Source organism: Streptococcus parasanguinis, from assembly GCF_901875555.1.
Lineage (GTDB): Bacteria > Bacillota > Bacilli > Lactobacillales > Streptococcaceae > Streptococcus > Streptococcus parasanguinis_H.
On sequence record NZ_CABFMD010000033.1, the window covers coordinates 39757 to 57454 of the forward strand.

The 17698-nt window shown below is 35.9% G+C and carries 18 protein-coding genes and 1 pseudogene; 11 read left to right on the forward strand and 8 right to left on the reverse strand.

From position 1 onward, the window contains the following. Window positions 1–315: 315 nt before the first annotated feature. The gene (gene ilvD / locus JX304_RS08085; RefSeq protein WP_200773232.1) at window positions 316–2019 is read right to left on the reverse strand and encodes a dihydroxy-acid dehydratase; all 1704 of its coding nucleotides are present in this window, start codon (window positions 2017–2019) and stop codon (window positions 316–318) included. A gap of 186 nt (window positions 2020–2205) precedes the next feature. Between ilvD and JX304_RS08090 the strand changes: the two genes are divergently transcribed. From JX304_RS08090 to rpmG, 4 genes are all read left to right on the forward strand, one after another. Beyond that, window positions 2206–3228, forward strand: a complete 1023-nt coding sequence (locus JX304_RS08090; protein WP_205012017.1) for an SPFH domain-containing protein — start codon at window positions 2206–2208, stop codon at window positions 3226–3228. 2 nt (window positions 3229–3230) lie between these two features. After that, window positions 3231–3431 (forward strand): PTS ascorbate transporter subunit IIC, encoded by a 201-nt coding sequence (locus tag JX304_RS08095; protein WP_003011522.1) that lies wholly within the window; start codon window positions 3231–3233, stop codon window positions 3429–3431. A 150-nt stretch (window positions 3432–3581) separates the two neighbouring features. Continuing rightward, window positions 3582–3764 (forward strand): 50S ribosomal protein L32, encoded by a 183-nt coding sequence (rpmF, locus tag JX304_RS08100; protein WP_003009516.1) that lies wholly within the window; start codon window positions 3582–3584, stop codon window positions 3762–3764. Window positions 3765–3779: 15 nt separating this feature from the next. Continuing rightward, window positions 3780–3929 (forward strand): 50S ribosomal protein L33, encoded by a 150-nt coding sequence (rpmG, locus tag JX304_RS08105; protein WP_001265622.1) that lies wholly within the window; start codon window positions 3780–3782, stop codon window positions 3927–3929. A gap of 90 nt (window positions 3930–4019) precedes the next feature. Here the strand turns inward: rpmG and JX304_RS10810 are convergent, their stop codons facing one another. Continuing rightward, window positions 4020–4193 carry a FanG protein gene (locus JX304_RS10810; protein ID WP_225915825.1) on the reverse strand — a complete coding sequence of 58 codons (174 nt, stop codon included), beginning with the start codon at window positions 4191–4193 and terminating at the stop codon, window positions 4020–4022. Window positions 4194–4221: 28 nt separating this feature from the next. On the opposite strand from JX304_RS10810, the gene JX304_RS08110 reads away from it, so the two are divergent. The 4 genes from JX304_RS08110 (at window position 4222) to JX304_RS08125 (ending at window position 6522) form a co-directional block, all read left to right on the forward strand. After that, window positions 4222–4836, forward strand: a complete 615-nt coding sequence (locus tag JX304_RS08110; RefSeq protein WP_345770917.1) for a CadD family cadmium resistance transporter — start codon at window positions 4222–4224, stop codon at window positions 4834–4836. Window positions 4837–4847: 11 nt separating this feature from the next. After that, a complete protein-coding gene (gene cadX / locus JX304_RS08115) occupies window positions 4848–5186 on the forward strand; it encodes a Cd(II)/Zn(II)-sensing metalloregulatory transcriptional regulator CadX (protein ID WP_000711078.1) in 339 nt (112 codons plus the stop codon). A gap of 543 nt (window positions 5187–5729) precedes the next feature. After that, the gene (locus JX304_RS08120; RefSeq protein ID WP_014713950.1) at window positions 5730–5918 is read left to right on the forward strand and encodes a hypothetical protein; all 189 of its coding nucleotides are present in this window, start codon (window positions 5730–5732) and stop codon (window positions 5916–5918) included. Then, entirely contained in the window at window positions 5911–6522 is a 612-nt protein-coding gene (locus tag JX304_RS08125; RefSeq protein WP_205012019.1) for a Fic/DOC family protein, read from the forward strand. The genes JX304_RS08120 and JX304_RS08125 overlap by 8 nt, the downstream gene beginning before the upstream one ends. 179 nt (window positions 6523–6701) lie before the next feature. Here the strand turns inward: JX304_RS08125 and JX304_RS08130 are convergent, their stop codons facing one another. The 3 genes from JX304_RS08130 to JX304_RS08140 all read right to left on the reverse strand — a co-directional run bounded on the left by JX304_RS08130 (window position 6702) and on the right by JX304_RS08140 (window position 10923). Continuing rightward, window positions 6702–8276 carry an ATP-binding cassette domain-containing protein gene (locus tag JX304_RS08130; protein WP_205012020.1) on the reverse strand — a complete coding sequence of 525 codons (1575 nt, stop codon included), beginning with the start codon at window positions 8274–8276 and terminating at the stop codon, window positions 6702–6704. 201 nt (window positions 8277–8477) lie between these two features. Then, a complete protein-coding gene (locus tag JX304_RS08135) occupies window positions 8478–9095 on the reverse strand; it encodes a tetratricopeptide repeat protein (protein WP_205012021.1) in 618 nt (205 codons plus the stop codon). Between the two features lie 979 nt (window positions 9096–10074). Beyond that, window positions 10075–10923, reverse strand: a complete 849-nt coding sequence (locus tag JX304_RS08140; protein WP_205012022.1) for a helix-turn-helix domain-containing protein — start codon at window positions 10921–10923, stop codon at window positions 10075–10077. 170 nt (window positions 10924–11093) lie between these two features. On the opposite strand from JX304_RS08140, the pseudogene JX304_RS10815 reads away from it, so the two are divergent. The 3 genes and pseudogenes from JX304_RS10815 to JX304_RS08155 all read left to right on the forward strand — a co-directional run. Next, a pseudogene (locus JX304_RS10815) lies at window positions 11094–11255 on the forward strand (lactococcin 972 family bacteriocin); the annotation flags it as partial. A gap of 54 nt (window positions 11256–11309) precedes the next feature. Beyond that, on the forward strand, window positions 11310–13322 hold the full coding sequence (locus JX304_RS08150; RefSeq protein WP_205012023.1) for a DUF1430 domain-containing protein: 2013 nt from the start codon (window positions 11310–11312) through the stop codon (window positions 13320–13322). Between the two features lie 2 nt (window positions 13323–13324). Continuing rightward, window positions 13325–13960: an ABC transporter ATP-binding protein gene (locus tag JX304_RS08155; protein ID WP_003003180.1), complete on the forward strand. Its 636-nt coding sequence runs from the start codon at window positions 13325–13327 to the stop codon at window positions 13958–13960. A gap of 107 nt (window positions 13961–14067) precedes the next feature. On the opposite strand, the gene JX304_RS08160 is transcribed toward JX304_RS08155, so the two are convergent. The 3 genes from JX304_RS08160 to JX304_RS08170 are packed head-to-tail and all read right to left on the reverse strand — an operon-like array spanning window position 14068 to window position 17273. Beyond that, window positions 14068–15198, reverse strand: a complete 1131-nt coding sequence (locus JX304_RS08160; RefSeq protein ID WP_205012024.1) for a hypothetical protein — start codon at window positions 15196–15198, stop codon at window positions 14068–14070. 36 nt (window positions 15199–15234) lie between these two features. Continuing rightward, window positions 15235–16125: a C39 family peptidase gene (locus tag JX304_RS08165; RefSeq protein WP_205012025.1), complete on the reverse strand. Its 891-nt coding sequence runs from the start codon at window positions 16123–16125 to the stop codon at window positions 15235–15237. 14 nt (window positions 16126–16139) lie between these two features. After that, window positions 16140–17273 (reverse strand): hypothetical protein, encoded by a 1134-nt coding sequence (locus tag JX304_RS08170; protein WP_205012026.1) that lies wholly within the window; start codon window positions 17271–17273, stop codon window positions 16140–16142. Window positions 17274–17698 lie beyond the last annotated feature (425 nt).

Genomic DNA, 17698 nt, shown 5'->3' on the forward strand with positions numbered 1-17698 from the left:
AAACAGCCCCTTTGATCCAAAAAAAGAGGCTGGGACAAAAGTCCTAGCCTCTTCTTGTCTTTGAATTGTCGAGCAAGACGTAGTGGTTGAGTGCTCAAAGCACTGCTTTGAGGTGGCGGATAGAACTTGCGAAGCAAGTATCCTAAGTCTTTGTTCGCTTTTTAAGCTTCAAAGATGCCCTATGTTTCCTTTATCTGCAACCTTCAACAGTCTCTCAGACTGTTGAAGCTGTGCGGAGGTGGGACGACCAAATCGAATTCTAACGAATGACCGATTTCTGTCCCACTCTCTCTTTGGACAAAGTCGTCCTTGCAATTACTGTTTACCAGACTGTTCCATATTCCAGAAGTCTGTCACGGCACCGCGTGAGGCTGAAGAAACGATATGGGCGTATTTACCCAGAACCCCACGGCTATAGAGTGGTGGCAAGGTTGTTTCCGCCTTGCGTTTCGCTAACTCTTCGTCTGAGACATGCATAGTGATTTCTTTAGTATCTTGGTCAACTGTCACCAGATCCCCTGTGTGGAGGTAGGCAATTGGACCGCCGACCTGAGCTTCAGGCGCGATGTGTCCGACAACGAGACCGTAAGTCCCTCCAGAGAAACGTCCGTCTGTCAAGAGGGCCACCTTGTCCCCTTGGCCTTTCCCAACGATCATGGATGATAAGGACAGCATTTCCGGCATACCAGGACCACCCTTAGGACCAACGAAACGAACAACGACAACGTCGCCATCCACGATTTCGTCTGAAAGAACGGCCTCAATGGCAGCTTCTTCTGAGTCAAAGACCTTAGCAGGACCCGTGATGTTGCGGACCTTCACACCTGATACTTTGGCAACTGCTCCTTCTGGAGCCAAGTTCCCTTTCAAGATGATCAATGGACCATCCGCACGTTTCGGATGTTCAAGTGGCATGATGACTTTTTGACCTGGTGTCAAATCAGCGAAGGCTTCTAAGTTCTCAGCCACCGTTTTACCAGTACAGGTAATGCGATCTCCATGAAGGAACCCATTCTTAAGAAGGTATTTCATGACAGCTGGCACGCCACCGACATTGTAAAGGTCTTGGAAGACATATTTCCCTGAAGGTTTCAAGTCCGCCAAGTGAGGCACGCGCTCTTGGAAATCGTTGAAGTCTTCCAGCGTCAAGTCAACATTGGCCGCATGAGCGATCGCAAGCAAGTGAAGGGTCGCATTGGTGGAACCACCGAGCGCCATGGTCACTGTAATGGCATCTTCAAAGGCCTCACGAGTCAAGATGTCAGATGGTTTCAGTCCCATTTCCAGCATCTTGACAACTGCACGACCTGCTTCTTCGATATCCGCCTTTTTATCAGCTGATTCAGCAGGGTGAGAAGAGGAACCTGGTAAGCTCATCCCAAGGACCTCGATCGCTGTCGCCATGGTGTTGGCCGTATACATACCACCACAGCCACCAGGGCCAGGGCAGGCGTTACACTCTAATTGCTTCACTTCTTCAGCGGTCATATCGCCGTGATTCCATTGCCCAATTCCTTCGAAAACAGACACCAAGTCGATATCCTTGCCGTTCAGATTACCCGGAGCAATGGTCCCACCATAAGCAAAGATCGCAGGGATATCCATATTGGCAATGGCAATCATGGAACCCGGCATGTTCTTATCACAGCCCCCAATGGCTACAAAGGCATCCACGTTGTGACCACCCATAGCCGCTTCGATAGAGTCCGCGATGATATCACGTGACGTTAGGGAGAAACGCATCCCTGGTGTCCCCATAGCGATCCCGTCCGCAACCGTAATGGTTCCGAATTGGACTGGCCAAGCTCCTGCATCTTTCACACCTTCTTTGGCCAATTTTCCAAAATCATGAAGGTGGATGTTACAAGGGGTATTTTCCGCCCATGTCGAAATCACTCCGACAATCGGTTTTTCAAAGCTTTCATCGGTCATTCCCGTCGCGCGAAGCATGGCACGGTTGGGAGATTTTACCATGCTATCGTAGACACTACTACGATGTCGTTTGTCTAATTCTGTCATGTCATTCCTCTCATCGTTTTTTTATTATTATAGCACAATTTACGGCCCAACGATAGAAGAAAATTCTTGAATTTTCAGACAATTTAGCTCAATCGCTTGCTTGCTAAAATAATTTACAGTTATATCTTGACTTTTGCGAACAAAGTGATATCATTTAGATATCATAAAGAAAGAAGGGCTCGTCCCATGGAAGAAAAAATTTTAACCCAAAAGAAAAACGGCTTAGCTGCCCTTGTAGGCTTGCTAGTTGGAGATCTTGTTTTAGTTTTTGCCTTTATTAGTTCGATTGCTAGTTTACCAGAAGGTTTCCCGCTTGCAATTGGAGTTATTACCTGTATTTTTCTCTTTATTGCTAGTCTGGTATGCTATGCGGGGATCAAAATTATTAAACCGCAAGAGGCCTTGGTCTTGACCTTGTTTGGGAACTATATTGGAACCATTCGAGAAGCGGGTATTTACTTTGTCAATCCCTTCTGTGTCGCTGTCAATCCTGCCAATAACACCCGCTTGGGCCAAAGTGGTGATGTCACCACCAAGTCACCCATGTCTGTCAGTAAAACAGCAGAAGGCAACAATATTTCTATCGAGACAGGTAAAAAGAGTATTTCCTTAAAAGTGATGACCTTGAATAACTCTCGTCAGAAGATTAATGACTGTTTGGGAAATCCTGTAGAAATCGGTATTGCAGTTACTTGGCGCGTGGTGGATACGGCTAAAGCAGTCTTCAATGTGGATAACTACAAAGAATATCTCTCATTGCAGTGTGATAGTGCTCTTCGTAATATTGTCCGCATCTATCCTTATGATGTAGCTCCTAATGTCGATACGACAGGAGACGGCCAGGCAGATGAAGGTAGCCTAAGAGGCTCCAGTGAAATCGTGGCCAGTCGTATTCGAGAAGAGATTCAAGCACGTGTAAAAGATGCTGGGCTCGAAATTCTAGAAGCTCGTATTACCTACTTGGCCTATGCTCCAGAAATCGCAGCTGTCATGCTTCAACGCCAACAAGCTTCTGCCATTATCGATGCGCGGAAGATGATTGTCGACGGAGCAGTTGGGATGGTTGAAATGGCCCTTGAACGCTTGAGCGAAGGAGAGATTGTAGAGCTAGACGAAGAACGGAAGGCTGCCATGGTATCGAACCTTCTAGTCGTTCTCTGTGGCAATCATGATGCACAACCAATTGTCAACACAGGAAGTCTCTATTAAGAATGGCTGATCAAAAGAAAAAGCAAATTCCACTTAGACTGTCAGCCAAGTTATATGCTGCTATCGCATCATGGGCAGAAGATGACTTTCGATCGGTCAATGGTCAGATCGAGTACCTGCTGACAGAATGTGTCAAACAACGAAAAAAGGATGGCAAATACGTTTCGGAAACGATTGATGAGCCATTTGAAATTGACCTTTAAGGAGAACTCCTGTCCCATTTGATGAGGCAGGAGATTTTTTTTATAATTTTTTGTCAAGTAACTTTACTTTACAAAAAAGTTTTGTTATACTGTTACAGTTGATGAAAATCAAACCTAATTGAATTTATATCTTAAAAGGAGAAAAACGAAATGGCAGTACCTGCACGTCGCACATCAAAAGCGAAGAAAAACAAACGTCGTACGCACTACAAAGTAACAGCTCCATCTGTAAACTTTGACGAAGCAACTGGAGATTACTCACGTTCACACCGTGTATCCCTTAAAGGATACTACAAAGGACGTAAGATCGCTAAAGCTGCATCAGCTGAATAATAGAAGGGAGATACCATGCGCGTAAATATTACACTTGAACACAAAGAATCTGGTGAACGCTTGTACCTTACTTCTAAAAACAAACGTAACACTCCAGACCGTCTTCAATTGAAGAAATACTCACCAAAACTTCGCAAACACGTTGTGTTTACTGAAGTGAAATAGGGGTTCAATACGAATCAATACAGAAGAAAAACGCTGATTTCAAGCGTTTTTTCTTTTTGCCAAATGCGAACTATTGCACTGTATTTCAATTCAAACTCTACCTTTTTCTCTACCTTTTTTAGATAAATATATCATCTGGATATTGAAGTTAAGCCCTGCTATCATTTCGATGGCAGGGCTTTTTAATATTTGGTACACTACCTTCTTATCTATATTTTGATGGAGCTGAAGTTGACATCTACAAAGTTTAATGTTAAAATACATTCAAAAATATATTTGAATGAGGTGTTTTATGGTTCAAAATGTTGTTACTTCAATAATCCTGTATTCTGGGACAGCCGTAGACTTACTTATTATCCTAATGTTATTTTTTGCCAAAAGAAAAAGCAGAAAAGACATCATTAACATCTATTTAGGACAATTTCTAGGCTCTATTAGTCTAATATTGCTAAGTTTGCTTTTTGCATTTGTCTTAAATTATATTCCTAGTAAAGAGATTTTAGGTTTACTCGGTTTGATTCCAATTTTCCTAGGCCTCAAAGTTTTGCTTTTAGGAGATTCTGATGGAGAAGCTATTGTAAAAGATGGTTTGCGAAAAGACAATAAAAACCTGATTTTTCTAGTCGCTATGATTACTTTTGCAAGTTGTGGCGCTGACAATATTGGTGTCTTTGTCCCATATTTTACCACCTTAAATTTAGCGAATTTGATAGTGACTTTACTTACTTTTCTAGTCATGATTTATCTCTTGGTTTTTTCTGCCCAAAAATTGGCACAAGTCCCTTCTGTTGGAGAAACTTTGGAAAAATATAGCAGATGGTTTATTGCCGTTGTCTATTTAGGATTGGGGATGTATATCCTGATTGAAAACAACAGCTTTGACATGCTATGGGCTGTGTTAGGCTAGGAGAAAAAAATATGAAAAAAGATAGTATCTGTCAAGTGGATGTTATTAATCAACAAAATGTTACAACCGCAACGAACTACCTTGAAAAGGAAAAAGTTCAAAAATCACTTCGTATTTTATCAAAATTTACCGATAATAAACAGATAAATATCATCTTTTATCTCCTTGCTGTTGAAGAACTCTGTGTCTGTGATATAGCCTGTTTACTAAATCTCAGTATGGCATCTGCCTCCCACCATCTTCGTAAACTAGCCAATCAAAACATCTTGGATACTAGAAGAGAGGGGAAAATTATATATTATTTTATAAAAGATGAGGAAATCAGAGATTTTTTTAATCAACTAGGATAACAACTATTTTTACTACTTTTCCATGATTATATATAGGACTTACCTATGAAATTTTTTGATGAAAATTACTCACAAGAAAGACCTACTCGTAGCAAATGTTTAAGAAAAAAGTATAATTTAAAGCAAACCGACTTGGACTATAAAGAAATTATTTTCTAAGATATTACCAAGTTTGTTGATGATTTGTTTTACCACTGCTTCAGCTCTATTATATTTAGAGATTTAGAAACTGTAGATAGAAGTGAAGTAAGCATTCAATACGAATCAATACAGAAGAAAAACGCTGATTTCAAGCGTTTTTTCTTTTTGCCAAATGCGATATATTGCACTGTATTTCAATTCAAACTCTACCTTTTTCTCTACCTTTTTTCTTAAGACCTGGTTTGGAAAGTATGGGTTTCAGTTGGACTAAAAACAGGGGAATATTTTTAGTTCTGTAAGTATTAATCTATACGCTTACATATATCTTTTGGTCTCTATCCTTTAGGTGAAAATACCGATTTTATGGTATAATAAGGATAACTCTATATAAGGAGGTGTGCCATGACTCTTGATGTAAATAAAGAAGAATTAACAATTTTAGGGATTCCCTTTGATAACTTTTCGGATTTTGATACTGTCTGGTATGCTATTGGGTCATCAATGATTGAAAATTATGAACCTACTGTTCAAGATGTGATTGATTTAAAAACTTATGTTATCAACAGACGAAAGGAATTGAATATTGGTTAAAAATCAATATGAAGGATATGAGTACATTGACCCCAATCATCAATATACCTATCCAAATTCTACAGTCTTAATCAACAAACAAAATGTTACAAATATTGAAGAAGCCTATCGGAATGAGCATTTATTCGTTACTAGAAGGCTTGCAGACTTACGCTTGAAAGTCATTGAAGTCTACTCCATTAGTGATATTTTAGCCATTCATAAATATTTATTTCAAGATGTCTATGCTTGGGCGGGACAATTTCGCAAAGTGAATATCTCAAAAAATGGGAATCCTTTTATGTCAATACAATCTTTCAGTACTGCCCAAGCTTATATAAACCGCCTTATTCATACCTATTATCAAACTGCTAATTCAAAAGATGAGATTATTAAACAATTAGCAAAAATTCTTGATAATCTTAATTATTTCCATCCCTTTCGAGAAGGGAATGGACGAACTCAACGAGAAGTTATTCGTTCCTTAGCACTATCAAAAGGTTATTCTGCACAAATACGTGTGGAGCAAGATGACAAGGTTTACAATCTTTATATGGACGGAACAGTCTATGGAGATTTAGGAAAGTTAGAAGAACTACTTGGTAAAATACTGGAAAAATTGTAAATTAATCTACAAAAACACTTGTATATTTTTTAAATATCCTAAATATCACAGAAAATTATAACTTACTCAAAACTTAAAGACAAAAAGCTTCTGAAATCTAACGTTTCAGAAGCTTTCTTCTTATCATAAAACGACTGCAACTATTAATCGATACCACATTATCTTATCATGAAAATAATTCAATTTTTTCTTAGTTCAATGACTTGATCGTATCGACTTTCATAATCAATATGGTGAGCGATTTCTAACACCATCATCGGTAGTGAGAAAATCAAGTCTCGAACCATCTGGCTATTTTCTACGTCAAGAGCTGCAGTTACCTCATCTGCTAATAAAATATCCTTTTTACGAAGAAGGAAGCGGGCTAGTTCAATCCGGACTCGTTGTCCGCCTGAAATATTTTCTCCGTTATTAGTGATTGCAAAATCAAGTCCATCAGTTAGTTCATGGTCGAGTTTGACCTGTCTCAAAACAGTCTCCAATTCTTGATCTGAAAACTCTTGTCCCAAACTAAGATTGTAGCGAACAGTATCATTAAAGAGGAAAGGATGCTGACTGATGATACCTACCTGACGAATAAAATAACTTGTTTTTGCTCCACCCCTTGTCCGACAAGTAATCGTCCCATCATCCGCCTTTTCTTCCCCTGTGATCATTCGAAAGAGGGTTGATTTCCCACAGCCACTTGGCCCTTTGATGAGGACTTTTTCGCCTTGTTGAATGGCTAGATTAAGATCGCGTATAATCTCTCTACCGTTATAAGATTTACTTAAATGAGAAATTTCTAGTTCTTCTACTTGTGAGATCGAATGATTGTCCGATTCACTATTATCTGCTCGATTTAAAATCCCGAAAATCTTTTCTGCCGTTGTTTTGGCTCCTTGTACTTCAACCACATCATACATGATATTTTGTATAGGACCTACCAGTTGACCAGCGGCAATATACATTGCAACCAGGCTAGCCACTGAAACATGATGACCATGCATGGCAAGGAAGAACCCCAATACCAAGGGGAGTACTTGGCTAAGAAAGACCATGAAACCATTACAAAAGAAAACAATATTATGGGTAAAAGCAAACTTTTGAATGGCTCGTTGATAACGAAGATTGATATTCCAGACGCGCTGAGAATTTTCAGGCAAGGCTTGATTCATCCGCAAGGTTTGAGCCCCTCGAATACTATCAGAGATTTGGTTATGAACAGCTGTTCTTCCCTGAGACATTTCATCCCCTGAATTCTTTAGCTTATTATTCATTAAGAATTGTGGAATGGGACGTAAGATCGTGAAGAAAACAAAGATAGAACCCAATAAAACATTTTGGGCAATGATATAGATCGCCGTAATCAGCGCTCCAAATCCCCAACATGAAATAGACATATAGCGTTCAAAAAAGTTATCTCCTAAAAATTCCATATCCTGTGTCAGCATGGTAATCTTTTCATCTTCACTATATTCTCTGTCTTCCATTAACTTATGAAACAGTGCCGTTCGGATATTCATGTGAATTTCACGTCGAAAGACATTATTTGCATGATTACAAAATAACATTAGACTATACAAAGCGAAATAGACAGAAAAACCAAAGAGGGCAAATTTCCAAATAGAAGAATAGGTAAGGTTATTTTGATCTATCGATAATGCTTTGGCAACAACCAAGGGTTGCCCCAAAGCGAGACCCCCATTTGCCAGTGCCCCAATAATGGTTAGGTATTTTGTTTTTTTATCAAGATATTTAAAGATATGAATCATAAATCTCTCCTAAATAATAGAACCCTATAATTGAGAAATATCAGATGTAATCATTAAATCTTATTACATATTATTCTTTGTGATATATTTTACATGCTCATTATACATCTAAAAATAAGTCTGGTCAATGAATATTTAAAGAACTTAACTTTAGATAAAAAAGAGCTCTGCTTATTAACAGAACTCATCTCTTTTAAACTTTTAAGGGGTCAATTCCTCAATTTCCTTTATCCCTTCAAACTCTCCAACACTTTCGAAAAGTTCTATAGCTCGTTTGAAATGTCTATTGGATAATTCCGTATCTCCCAAGGCTAAATAGATTTCACCTAACCCTCTATAGCTACAAGCTTGAGAAATCACATCATCAGTCTCTAAAGATTGTTCCAATGACAGATTCATGAATGTAAGAGCTTCATCAAGATTGTTTAATTTTAATCTCACATAGCCTTGTTCGTAGTTATTCACAGCTTTCTTTAGATTATCATTTGGAAAATACTCTTCAACTATCTTCTCTTCATCTTCGATGAGTTTTAAAGCCTTATGAAAATCCCCCTGATCTCTGTAGATCATAGCTAATTGATGTAATCCAATGTGTTCATGTTCTTTATCTTCATTTTGTTGAGCTAATATAATGTATTTCTCAAAGATACGAATACACGAGGCATAGTCTTTTTCTGCCAATAATAAATACCCCATCAGATTTAAAAGGCTAAAATCTGTACAGGTATCAATGGAAAAATCTTGTTCAACCAACTGTTTAGCTTCTGATGTTTTTCCCTCCAGAAACAAGTCCCAAGCTGTATCAATTTTAGAAACCATCTATTTCCCCTTTCAACTATAAATAACCTTCATTAAATAAAAGTATTCAACAAGAATATACTAATCTCTACCTATTGAGACTTAATCTTATAAACCATCAATCTGCATTAAAATAATCATAAACCTCTTTAAAGAGAGTTTGCAATATTTCTTGCTATCTCTTTACTATGAGAGATCACTTCTTCCAATGCTTTTGTTATAAAAAAAGAATGATTATTTTTAGTATTAAAATAGACCATACCTGAATCAAGTTTATGACTTAATACATATCGTGATAATTGCATATTATCACCTCTATTTCTTTGTGAATTATTTTACATATTCATTATACATCTAAGAACAAGTCTTTGTCAACGAATATTCAAAAGATTGAAAAGTTTAAACTTTTAATGATATTCTCTGTCTTTGTCCACCAGAAATAGTAAGTCCCTTTTCCCCTATTATTGTGTCGTAACCTCTTTCTAGGTGAAATAGGGGTTCACTACACGTCAATAGACGTTAAAAACCTTGATTTTAAGCGATTTTTGAAATTTCAAATTTCACTACATTCCAATATAAATCAACCGAATCACTACCTTTTTGAAATAAAAATAATGATTCGGATATTTAAAAGAAGAGGAACTTTAGTGTGAAGCTCCTCTTTTTGTTATTTGTTCTTTTGCTTATAAATTGTAATACCTGTTTTGAACACCTCGTATTTGAATGAATTTCAATATATGCTTAATATCAATGTTTCCCCATGTTTTTAAGAAAGAAATATTTCATCTAATTTGAATAACTTTCAAGGAACGATATCTACTGAGTAATTTCATAAAATATGAATCAATAGATTCTAAATAGGGTAATAGTTTGGTTCTGTAAAAATTAAATAGTACCTTAATAAACTTTATTATATCAGTTTTCTTTAACATTAAGCAAGATTACGATAACACGTTGATCATATTTTTAAAAAGTTTTATGACTGATTTCGTTAGGAATATTAGTCTTTGAAATAGCGCTTCACATCTGACCTACATGCTTCCAAGAGTGTTTGTTCATCCGTTAATTCGAGTAGTTGCAATCCTTCATCAACCAACTTTTTATCAGTTAAACAAATTCCTAGTGTCACTTTAGCATTTCCTAGAAAATCATATCGCTTACTTTTTTTGGCCGTATCTAACAATAGATAACTGATACTGGTACACTTCTCCATCAAACCATTCCACAGAAAAATACTAGCTAAATTAGAGAGTAATTTATACTTGGTGGGAAGAATCTCTGTATAATCAGAGTAATCATTCAGCCTATCTATCACTTCATCACAGATAGAAATCACTGTTTCTAGTGGAAGTGTAAATAAAATAACGACAATTAATTTAAGGTCACTATGGTACCAGACATCCTGTTTTTTAATTTCGTTCCAAGCTTCCGTGGCCATCATTCTTACCTTTTCATTTGGACCAGTTTCTCGTAAACAAAGAATGACCTCTACTCTCTTTAGTATATTTGACACAGGAATATCATTAGGATGGTTTTTTAAATAAGCTACACTCTTATTCTTCAGTTCCAATAATTTATCATTTGATTGGTAGGCATTGTTATCTTCTGCCAATAAGATAATTTCTTCTCTATCGGAATGGTGGTAAGAATGACATATATATCGAAATTCTTCGAAATCTAGGCCAACTTGCTTTAGAAGATACTCCATCAACTCAAAACTCGGCACCACTTGGTTCGATTCAATACGCGATAAGTGCGCTCTTGAAGTGTAATCCTGGCAAACTTCCTCTTGACTAATATGTTTTGATTTCCGTATTTTTTTATAAATCGTACCGTAATCCCAACGCATAACAGCTTCACCTCTAATTATGTGTATATATATGACATTTTTACATTTCGATATATGCTTAGTATATCATATATATAGAAGAAGGAGGCGCAGATATGCAAAAGAAAATCACTATTTATTTTTTGTATTAATGCTTTCACAATCCAAATAACTGGGGTGCATTTTCAAATTATTACCATGATTACAAATATCACTGGTCAAGCGTAACTCGTGCAAGAGATAGTAAATCATCATATGCTTACGCTCCTTCTCATCAGACCTCAAGAGCTTTTATAAATAGAAATTTTGGTGAAACAGTATATTTTAATTACGGATTTAAAAAAAATTCATAGCTCATAGAAAAGATTATATTACTATTCATGAAAATTTTAGAAAGTGAGTAAAGTATGAAGCGCTTCTTTGTCATCCTTTCAAATATCTTTATAACAAGTTTTCTACTTTGGATTTGTTTTTCAACCTCATATCTGATTATTCACAATAGTTTTCCAGCTATTGGTATTCTTTCCCAGAACAAAGAGGTATCAAAAGATCAGGTAAAATACAGTTTAGATCAATTAGCAAATGAAACAGACAGTGTGATTGGTCAACAAATTGAAAAAATAGATGATAAAGGTAAGGTTCATTTTTCCTATGCAATATATGGATCCGGCCATATCCCAAATGGCCTTGTTAAAGCTAGTAAAGAAGATTTTTACAATAGTAGCTTATTTGTCAATTATTATATTTTATCTGGAAATCTCACTCTAGATAGATTAAATCATGAACTTCAATCATTGGGCTTCACACAAACATTTGTTTCATATCCAAATATTTTTCTTAGCTTATTTACGTTTATGGGAAATGGTACTCAATTACTCGTTTTGGTCATTTTTCTACTAACTTTTATAGCCTTAATGATTATTCAAAAAGCCAAGGAAATGCGAACAGTTGGGATTCGATATATTTCTGGATTGCACCTAACTCAGATTTTTGGAAGCTCAATTATTAGTGATTGTAGAGATTTACTTTTAGGGATAATTACAGGGGGTTTTCTTGGAATCTGTGGTGTCAGTCTATTCCATATCACACCATTTTCTGTTCCAGTTATTTTTTCAGCTAACATAACTTATAATTTGTTACTTTTGTTCCTTTCTATACTCTTTAGCTTTCTTTATGTTTTAAGTATTAAAACGGTACATTTGGTTTCTTTGCTCAAAGGAAAGTTACCTTTGAAACAGATTATGGGGATTCTTTACTTGGGGCAATTGGTCGCTTTTCTTTTAATAGTACTTACCATTCATAGAACAAGTATCTATTCAACTATTTGGCAATTGCATCAGTCTGGAGATACAGCATGGTCAAATCAAAAAGATTGGGTATTGCTTTCAACAAATAGGGAGTTTGGAGCAGAGATTAGAAATCAGGATAATAGAAAAATGTTGGAAGAACAATGGAAAAACTTCATAGAAACTGGCATTCAGAATGGAGGAATGCTTGTTCAGCATCCATTTGCATCATTCGATCTAAAAGGTATGTCTTCACATCCCTTAACGGGAGAAAAAATGTCGATAAATGACTACAATCCATATGCTAATAGCTTATATGTGACTCCTAATTATCTAGATATTCAGAATGTAGAATTAAATGAAGAAGATAAGAAGAGCATTAATAGCCTTGGAGAAGGAGAATTTGGACTACTATTACCTGAAAAATTAAAAGATCAAGAAGATAAATTGCGTCAAATTTATGAAGATTTCCTAGCGATTCGAAACGATAAGGGAAATAAAATTCAACAGGCTATGAAAGCTCGTGTTTTCTATATTTCAAACAATAAGAAGCGTTTCGTATATAATTCTACACCAATCTCATATCAACAATTTCTAAGTGATCCCATACTTCTTGTCCTTAAACCAAGCTCTTTTGGAAAAAATCAAAATGCTTTCTTCACTTATCCATCTGATTTTCTGTATTTTAAAGGTTTGGATGCCACTAAAAAACTAGTTGAACAAGGCGGAATAAAGAGATATATCAGTCAGTATGATCTTGCCTATTATGTTTATCGTGGTATGAGTCACAACATTCAAGTTGAAATATTGACAATCATTGCTGGTGGTTTTCTCGGTATTGCTACCTCAATTCTACTCTTTAATACAATGACAATCCTCTACTTTGAAGAATTTCGTAAAACTATTCTTATTAAGAAAATATCAGGATTAAATTTTTTTGAGTTACACCAGAAATTTTTTATCTGGCAAATAGTTATCTTCATTTTGGGAGGGACTATTGGTCTTTTACTAACAAATAAACTTTGGGTAGTCTTTCTAACCTCTTGCGTCTTTGGTTTGAATTCTATTTTAATACTAATGCATCGTTCTCGTAAGGAAGATAGGATGGCTAGTATTATATTGAAAGGAGCATAGAAATGATTAAGATCCATCAACTAACAAAAACCTTTGGGGACCGGACGGTATTTAGTGATTTGAACTTAAATTTTGATGCAGGTAAAGTCTATGCTCTTATCGGAAATAGTGGTTGTGGCAAAACAACCTTACTAAATATGGTAGCCAAGCTAGAACCTTATGATCAGGGAAGTATTCAATATAAAGGGAAAGATTTACGAAAGATTAAACCAACAAACTATTTCAGAAATGAACTAGGTTATCTCTTCCAGAATTTTGGACTAATCGATAATAAAACTGTTTCAGAAAATTTAGATTTGGGATTAATTGGTCATAAATTAGATAAACAAAAAAAGAGAGAGACTAAAGAAGAAGTATTAGATAGAGTAGGACTATCTTATATTCAACTAGATCAAAAAGTATATGAGCTTTCTGGAGGAGAAGCACAACGTGTAGCCTTGGCAAAGATCATTTTAAAAGATCCTCCTCTAATTTTGGCAGATGAATTAACTGCCGCTCTTGATCCTGAGACCTCACAGGAGATCATGGACTTACTCCTAACATTAAAAAACAAGGAACGTCTGATCATTATTGCAACACATAATCCAACCATTTGGAAACAAGCTGATCAAGTGGTAAGCCTAAAAATTAGTCAATGAAGAATAGGGTAATAGCACAGATTTTCATTCTTCTACATATTAATTTTCATAACAAAACACCCCAAAAGATAGATTATAACATCTATCTTTTGGGGTGCTGTTTATTATTAATTTGACCCTAAGTCTTTTTCTACGATTCTTAATCCGATTGGAAAATCATCTTTCCCCAATTTTAATTTCTGTTTCTCGATCAACTTAGCATCCTTGAGACTATATTGTAATAAATGTTGATCAGTAGCTAGATACAACATATTTTCATTTGAAATTGTAAGAGAATTTATTTCTTCTGGTGTTTCACCTGAATTGTCATCCAACACAATCGCTTTAATAGTTTCATTTTGTAAATCAAGAACAGATAAAATATTCTTTCCTTCTACCTCGTGCTTGACGACAAGGTAATGATTATCTGGACTTGGATAAAGCATATTAGGATAAGGATTGGGTAAGGTAAATAATTTCCTTTCTCCAGTGTGCAAATCGATTGACAACAATTGGTTTCCTGCCACCTTCTCAAAAGTATCTGTATCACGAATTCCAGAGATACTTACGAATGCCCTATCTTTGACAATTGCCAAGCCTTCTAACATTTCAACCTTTTTACCATCTGAAGTTAATCGAATTCTATCTTTTTCTTTCCAATGCTCTTTTTCATTTAGTACTATTAAATCTGAATCCAACACGCCTTCTGGACGATTTCGTTTTGGATCTTGATAAGCAATCTCAGCATATACGTTAGAATTATTTTCAACAATCTGACTCGAAATTGCTGTCATTTGGTTAAATTTTTTCTGAAAAACTTGCTTTCCATTAAGAGAAAAGACTGTTAATATTCCTGAGTTTGCATCTGTTTGAGCAGTATAAAAGTAATTAGAAGAGATACCTGATCCCATCATTGCATAATTCTTAGTATGATTTTTCCTTATCTCGCCTTTGGAAAAATCAATTGAAATGATATTTTGATGATCTATTGGTGCAAAATCATCACCTTCAGTTACGATCATCTTATCACCACTGTTTAAACACGAAAACCAGAGATTAACATACGTTGCTACATCAATTTTTTCTACTCGATGTAACTCGAGCTTATTCTCTTTCTTAGTATATGATTGAATACTTTTTGAGGTGACCAAGTAAAGATTCGATTCTGGATCAACTTGAAACATTGGTGTTTGGACCTTAGAACAAGAAAGCAAAAGGAAGAATAGAAATAAAATCCCAAAAGGATAAGAGCGTTTCATATATCATTCCTACTTTCTATTTCTTGCCTCACTTTCTCACCAAGCATAATTTTTCTCACCGCATGTAACCATGGCTGCTAATAACTCTTCTGGTGTCAGTTTCTTCAAGCCTCCATAGGTTGGATCCTGTACATGTGTATCGGGGTCTAGATAATAGATTGCTGAGATGTCCTTGCCATCTGCTGTCAATTCATAGCCTACTCCAATCACATTATGTTCCCCACTTTTTCCAGGATAGATTTGTGCTACATTGAAGGTGTAATAGAGAGGATAGCCATCATCAATATCTTTGTGCACGCGTTCTTTAAAGATTCGGATATCTTCAGAATCTGGATGAGCGCCCGTTACAGTAGCTAGTCGATAACCAGCTTGATTTCCACTTGGTTCTGGATAGCCAAATAGATTCTGATTCAAGACGCGAATCGCATCTCGATTATGAGTCCCATAGGGATTATAAGTCCCCATTTCCTTAGCCAATTGATGTTGAGAGACGCTAACCCCTCGACTAGCCAGCATCATATGGACTGTCGCTGGAGCACAGAAATACCATTCTTCTTGAAGTTTTAAAGAAATAGGTAATAGTTTTCGGCTTCCTTGATTCTCTTTGGACGATGTTTCTTGTTTGACCGATTGAGAAGGTTGCGTATTCTCTTGCGATGAAGCTTGTTCCTGTTTTGAAGATGGCAAAGTTTGCTGAGTACCAGCTTCTGCGCCGCCTTCCTTAATTTTTAATCGCTCTGCTACCTCTGCTGGCATTGGAGGATTAGGTTCTGTACGCTCCTTTGTTTTTACACTAACTGTTTTTGATGAAGAGGATGTGACCTTACGAGAGCTGGAAGGACTTGTTTTACTTTCTTTCGGTGTCTCCGTGCAGCCAGATAAACCAAGCAAAGTAAGAAATACAAGGAATAAATGAACTTTTTTCATGATTTTTCTCCTTTCTACCATTCTTGATAGCGCATTACGGAGTTTTCATTTCGATAGATTTCACCTTTTGGAATCTCACTATCCTTCTTTTTGAATTGAATCCATAAAATTCCTTTATCTGATAGCAAAATTGGTCCATGATCATATAAATAATGAATTCGATGCTTTAAATCCCACAAATAATACTGAGATTTAACACGCTCCTCACTTCTTCTTTCTCCCATATAAGTGAGATAAATATTGCGATATATGGAGGTTTCTGCCTGTGAAGTAGAAAATATCTTCTTATGGTTTTTATTTTCAAAGGTAAATGAAGCGTCTTTATTATTTGCAACCAAGTAAAGGAGATTGTGCCCATTCGTCAATAAATCGACATAATAGCGTTGATCATCCTTTGTTTGATCTATAACCTTTTTCTGCCCATCACTTAAGGAGTAGGCTACAATTTTTGTGGTTAAAGCTGTGTTATCAATTTGTACATAATACAAGTAATTTTTAAAGACATTCGGAAAACCGCTATTTTCTGATTCAATTGTCTGATGAGACCCTGTTCCAAGGTCAAATTCTTCAATTTGATATAGGCTATCGCCTACTTCATAATTTATAAAGAGTTTCTGGTTGGATCGAGCTACTTGAGTAACTGGAACCGTTCCAATAGGTCTCCTATCGATCAGTGTCGTTAAAGATTTGTCTTTTATCTTCCAAAGATAGTAGATCCCTGTCTGATTGAGTTGATCATACTCTTCAAAAACAACAATATCATGATCTACATAGCTAACAGCTACATGAGTCAGATTGGATGTCTTTTCAACATCTTTTATCTTTTGAAAGTCCTTGGTATGTAAATTCATACTGGCAAGATAATTCTGATCTTCGTGTCCTTGGTCAACAGCCTCGCCATAAGCAATCCCATCATTTGACAACGCGGTAGGTGTAAAGATTTTCCCATCTGGATAAGGGATAGAAATAGAATTTTTTAATAAATCTTCTGCCTTTCTTTCCGCGAATCCTATTTTCCTAGATACATTGGTACTACCGGAAGGAGATTTCTTTTGTGGTCCTACAAGAGTGCAGGCTGATAAGAGAATGATAATACCGATGATGATAAAACTTAAAAATTTTTGTTTGACAAGATCTTTTTTCTTCATCAGCCTATACCTCCTGACTTAAGCATTACTTCGTTACCTATTTATCTACAATAAAAAGATAACGAACGATTTAAAATTGAAATCTATTTTTTTCTTTCTAGAATAATAATACACAAAATAAAAAAGCAAATGTCAAATTGTCTCTTATATACACATTTTATACTTAGATAAATGAACTCAAAATATTTTCCTCAGTATTTATTGGTTCAAACTATGCTATCAAAGTCTTCTGAACGGAAATCTCTTTATTTGATAATTGAAAATAATTGTATTTCATATTAAAAACACCTCAAATATTAGACGAACTCTAACATTTGAGGTGCAATTCAAAATTATTATTTGTTAAATTAAATGATCATTTTTTCAAATATTGCTTAACTAGGTGATCTAACGGGATAATGTGTAGTTTTCAATCCCTTACCCAA